The organism is Guyparkeria sp. SCN-R1 (assembly GCF_003932495.1).
Lineage (GTDB): Bacteria > Pseudomonadota > Gammaproteobacteria > Halothiobacillales > Halothiobacillaceae > Guyparkeria.
Genome location: NZ_QZMT01000039.1, coordinates 1 through 4,173, shown reverse-complemented (window position 1 = coordinate 4,173; position 4,173 = coordinate 1). Strand labels below are relative to the sequence as shown.

Here is a 4,173-nt window from a genome sequence, read left to right as displayed (position 1 = left end):
GCGACGAGGGCTTTGGTGGCTATCTCGCTTTTACACCACTTGACTGGACACTACCCCGCCGGCATATTGTCCGCTGGTGGATGAGTTTTGCGTTCGATGCGATGGGTCCACATCGGCAAACGAATGGTCATTGTCCGTTGAGTCTCCCTCTCGTGGTTCCAGTCGAGACCGGAGGAGCTCGGGGTTGAAGGGGGCGTTGGAGTTGTCATGACCACTCAACCGCAACAGCTTTTCGGGTCTGCTGGGGCAGGGAGGGAGTTCGAGTACTCCCACCCTTTCAATCAGCCGGTTGACCTGCCGTTTGATCTTCCGACCCGGATTTACGGCGGGATGTACATGATCTGGCTTTTACGTCCAGGCCTCCAGACGCGCTTCCCCCTGCAGAAAGGGCGGCGAGACGACTACCTGGGGTATCTCGCGTGGTGTGTGCGCCACGGTCGGCGGGAATACAAGTTGTTGCGACAGATTCAGTCCTGGAACGAGGAGTTGATGCGTCCTGCCGCAATGGACAAGGTCAGAGGTGACTTGTGGGAGGGTGCCTACACGGTCGGCATGTTCCTCTGCGGGGTCGCCCGTTCCCGTTACTGGTCGGCCCAGGTTCGTTACAACAGGCGTGTCCGGCACCGAACCGCACGCTGGTATTTCCGGGGTGGTCGGCAGGAGATCGGTCTGGCCTCGACGTTGCCGGCGTGGCAGGTGCGAGCCTTGCAGCAGGTCTTCCCGTCGCTAAAGGGTTTTCTGAGCAGCCTTTCCCTGCCGAAGGATGAGCGTGACCCGTACGGCTTCGAGCGAATTGCCTTGTACAACCAGGATCTGGTGCGGGCCTGGGAAGACGGTGATGCGCCATCCGAGAGCCGGTCACCGGTGGTAGCACTTCCCCAGTCACCCTGGTGGAGCCGGGCCGCAGCCCGGCACCTGCCGGTCGGCGTCAAGGAAGTGGCCAGGGTTCGACGCATTCGAACGACCCGGCCGACTCAACCGGAGATCGAGGATCTGGTTTCGGGTTTGTCCGCGTCGTTCCGGCAGGAGCAATCCGACAGGAAGGAAGGCCGTTTGCCGGGCATCAACCTCTACGGGTATGCGCGCGGCGAGCTTGGTATCGGGGAAGACGTGCGGATGGTGGCTCGTGCCCTCGAGGCGGCTGAGGTTCCCTTCTGCGTGATCAATTTCGAACCGGGCGGTGACGTAAGCCAGGAGGACCGAAGCGCGGAAAACTGGCTGTCGGACGAGCCTAAGTACCACGTCAACGTCTTTTGCATGACGGGCATCGAGATGACCCGGCTGGTGTGCGAGCGCGGTCTGGACCTCCTGGAGGGGCACTACAACATCGGACTGTGGCCATGGGAGTTGCCGGAATGGCCGGCAGCCTGGCGCCATGCGTACTCGTTGATCGACGAGCTGTGGGCAATCAGTTCGCACGTGGCGGAAAGCTACGCCAGCTCGCCCCTGTTGACCCGTGTCGTGCCGTTACCGGTGGTACTGGGTGATGTTGCGGCATCGACCCGAAACGATTGGGGGCTGCCCGAATCCCCCTACCTGTTCTTGTTTTCGTTCGACATGAATTCCCGGCTTAGCCGGAAGAATCCGGAAGGCCTCGTTCGCGCGTTCAAGAAGGCGTTCCCAGATGAAGGCGTGGACGACGTTGGCCTGGTCCTGAAGGGAAGCCACGTCGACCGGCAATCGCCCGCCTGGAAACGACTGCTGAACCTCATCGGCGGGGACAAGCGCATTCACCTGATCACGAGCGTGTTCCGGCGTCCGGATGTCCTGTCCCTCTACGACCAGTGCGATTGCTACGTCTCCCTTCACCGGGCCGAGGGGTTCGGCCGAGGTATTGCCGAGGCGATGCTTCTGGGGAAAGAGGTCATCGCGACCGCCTATTCCGGAAACATGGATTTCTGCAATCAGCCCGGTATCGGTCTGGTTCGGCATCAGACACGCCGTCTCGAGCCGGGTGATTACTTTTATGGCGAAGGCCAGTTCTGGGCCGATCCCGACCTGAACCACGCAGCGGAACTCATGCGTCAGCGTGCGTCAGGAGGGCGAAATCGCTCGCCGCCGAAATACGACGTTAGCCGGTTTTCTCCGGCGTATTGCGGTGCCTACATAAAGCGCCGTTTGGAAGCTCTACAACAAGCCAGTAGTTCTGAGTCCATCAACACACAAAAGGAACGAAGCACATGATTACTCCAGTTATCTTGACAGGCGGTAGTGGTAGCCGTCTGTGGCCGTTGTCTCGCGCGGGCTACCCGAAACAGTTCCTTTCGCTTGCGGGCGAACGGACGATGTTCCAGGAAACCCTCCTTCGGGTGCAGGGTGACCAGTTCGGCGCGCCGTTGGTGGTTTGCAACGAAGAGCATCGTTTCGTTGTGGCCGAGCAACTCCGTGCATTGGGGGTCGAGGCAGAACGGATACTCCTGGAGCCGGTGGGCCGGAACACGGCGCCAGCGGTAGCCGTCGCGGCCTTGAGCTTGATGGAGCACGATCCGGACGCCCGCATGCTCGTCATGCCCTCCGATCACGTCGTCTTTGATACCGATGCCTTTGTCGAAGGCGTCGAGCATGCGGCCGCGGCCGCGGATGCCGGATACCTGGCCACCTTCGGCATCCAGCCGAACAAGCCGGAAACCGGGTATGGCTACATCGAGAAGGCCTCGGAGCCCGTGATGCCCGGCGTGCACCGAGTCTCCCAATTCGTCGAGAAACCGGATCAGAAGACCGCAAAGGCGTATGTCGACTCCGGCGATTATCTCTGGAACAGCGGCATGTTCCTGTTCCGCGCGGAAGACTACGTCGTCGAGCTGCAGGCCCATCATCCGGACATGCTCAAGGCATGCGAAGACGCGATCGCCCAGGGTGAGGACGACATGAACTTCCGTCGCCTGAATCGCGAGGCCTTCTTCTCGACGCTTTCCGAGTCGATCGACTACGCCGTGATGGAAAAGACCGAACGGGCTGCCGTCGTCCCCGTCGAGATGGGGTGGAACGATGTCGGCAGTTGGTCATCGCTCTGGGAAATTAAGGAAAAGGACGAATCCAACAATGCCGTTTCTGGGGACGTGGTCCTCCACGAAACGAGCAACAGTTACGTTCATTCCCAGAAAGGGCTGGTGGCTGTGTCCGGGCTGGACAATGTCGTGGTGGTGGCCACGGATGACGCGATTCTGGTCGCTGACCGTCGCAAGGCCCAGGACGTGAAAAAGCTGGTCGAGACACTGAAGAAACAGGGTCGTGAAGAGCATTACCAGCACGCCGAAGTCCACCGTCCGTGGGGTGCGTATTGCGGCATCGATCTGGGCGAGCGCTACCAGGTCAAGCACATCACGGTGAAGCCCGGCGAACGTCTGTCGCTCCAGATGCACTATCACCGCGCCGAGCACTGGATCGTGGTCAGTGGCACCGCTCTGGTGACTCATGGTGAGCGGACGTTCCTGTTGCACGAAAACGAGTCCACCTACATTCCCTGCGGTGAGACGCATCGTCTCGAGAACCCCGGCATGGTGCCCCTGCACCTGATCGAAGTGCAGTCAGGCTCCTACCTCGGCGAGGACGATATTGTCCGATTCGAGGACGGGTATGGCCGCGCCGAGCAGTGCGCCTGAGTTCTGAAGCCAAGGAGCATGGGGAGGTTGGCCGATGGCCACGATCTGTCTGGTAGGTGATTCGCAAAAGGACTTGGACCTGCTTCGAGGCATGCTCGAGTCCGCGACTCACATCCCAACGGACGAACAGTTCGGCGTCATCGCAGGCGATGCCTTTTCCACGGAGAAGCTCCAGGAGGCGGGCCGATCACGACCCGAGGGGCATTTCCTGATTCTGTCCCGGTCGCTCAGGGAAACGATCGCCGATGGCATTCGCCGTCGGGCCGGTGAGCCGCGCGAGGTGCTGTCAGGCTGGTTGCGCACTCAGCGGGAAAAGCTGTCCTTCTGCAAGGGGCATTCGTCTCGCTGTCTGATGGTGGCTCATCAGGCGGTCCGCGATCACCCGGACTGGGTGGCAGAGGTTGTTCGGGAACGCTGGGATCTTCCGAGCGTTGCCGGCAACCCAATCACACCGTCGACACCCGAGGGAGGGGGCGGCGCGGCCGACCCGCTCCCCTGGATGCTGGCACAAATGTTGGGTATACGGATTTAATGGTTGATGGGGCACCTTCACCCCATCAATCTGATACCA

Annotated in this window: 3 protein-coding genes; all 3 read left to right on the top strand. The window is 60.8% G+C overall.

What is annotated here, in order from left to right:
* The first annotated feature begins 207 nt into the window (after positions 1–207).
* Genes D5687_RS11020 through D5687_RS11010 form a run of 3 tightly spaced genes read left to right on the top strand, consistent with a single transcriptional unit; the run spans position 208 to position 4,134 of the window.
* On the top strand, positions 208–2,184 hold the full coding sequence (locus tag D5687_RS11020; RefSeq protein ID WP_204742196.1) for a glycosyltransferase: 1,977 nt from the start codon (positions 208–210) through the stop codon (positions 2,182–2,184).
* On the top strand, positions 2,181–3,602 hold the full coding sequence (locus D5687_RS11015; RefSeq protein ID WP_125199823.1) for a mannose-1-phosphate guanylyltransferase/mannose-6-phosphate isomerase: 1,422 nt from the start codon (positions 2,181–2,183) through the stop codon (positions 3,600–3,602). Before D5687_RS11020 ends, D5687_RS11015 begins: the two co-directional genes overlap by 4 nt.
* Before the next feature lie 34 nt (positions 3,603–3,636).
* Positions 3,637–4,134 (top strand): hypothetical protein, encoded by a 498-nt coding sequence (locus D5687_RS11010; RefSeq protein WP_125199822.1) that lies wholly within the window; start codon positions 3,637–3,639, stop codon positions 4,132–4,134.
* The last annotated feature ends 39 nt before the right edge of the window (positions 4,135–4,173 follow it).

Bases quoted from the DNA above. Each gene is read 5' to 3' on its own strand.
- D5687_RS11010 (WP_125199822.1), top strand. From the start codon at position 3,637: ATGGCCACGATCTGTCTGGTAGGTGATTCGCAAAAGGACTTGGACCTG.
- D5687_RS11020 (WP_204742196.1), top strand. From the start codon at position 208: ATGACCACTCAACCGCAACAGCTTTTCGGGTCTGCTGGGGCAGGGAGG.
- D5687_RS11015 (WP_125199823.1), top strand. From the start codon at position 2,181: ATGATTACTCCAGTTATCTTGACAGGCGGTAGTGGTAGCCGTCTGTGG.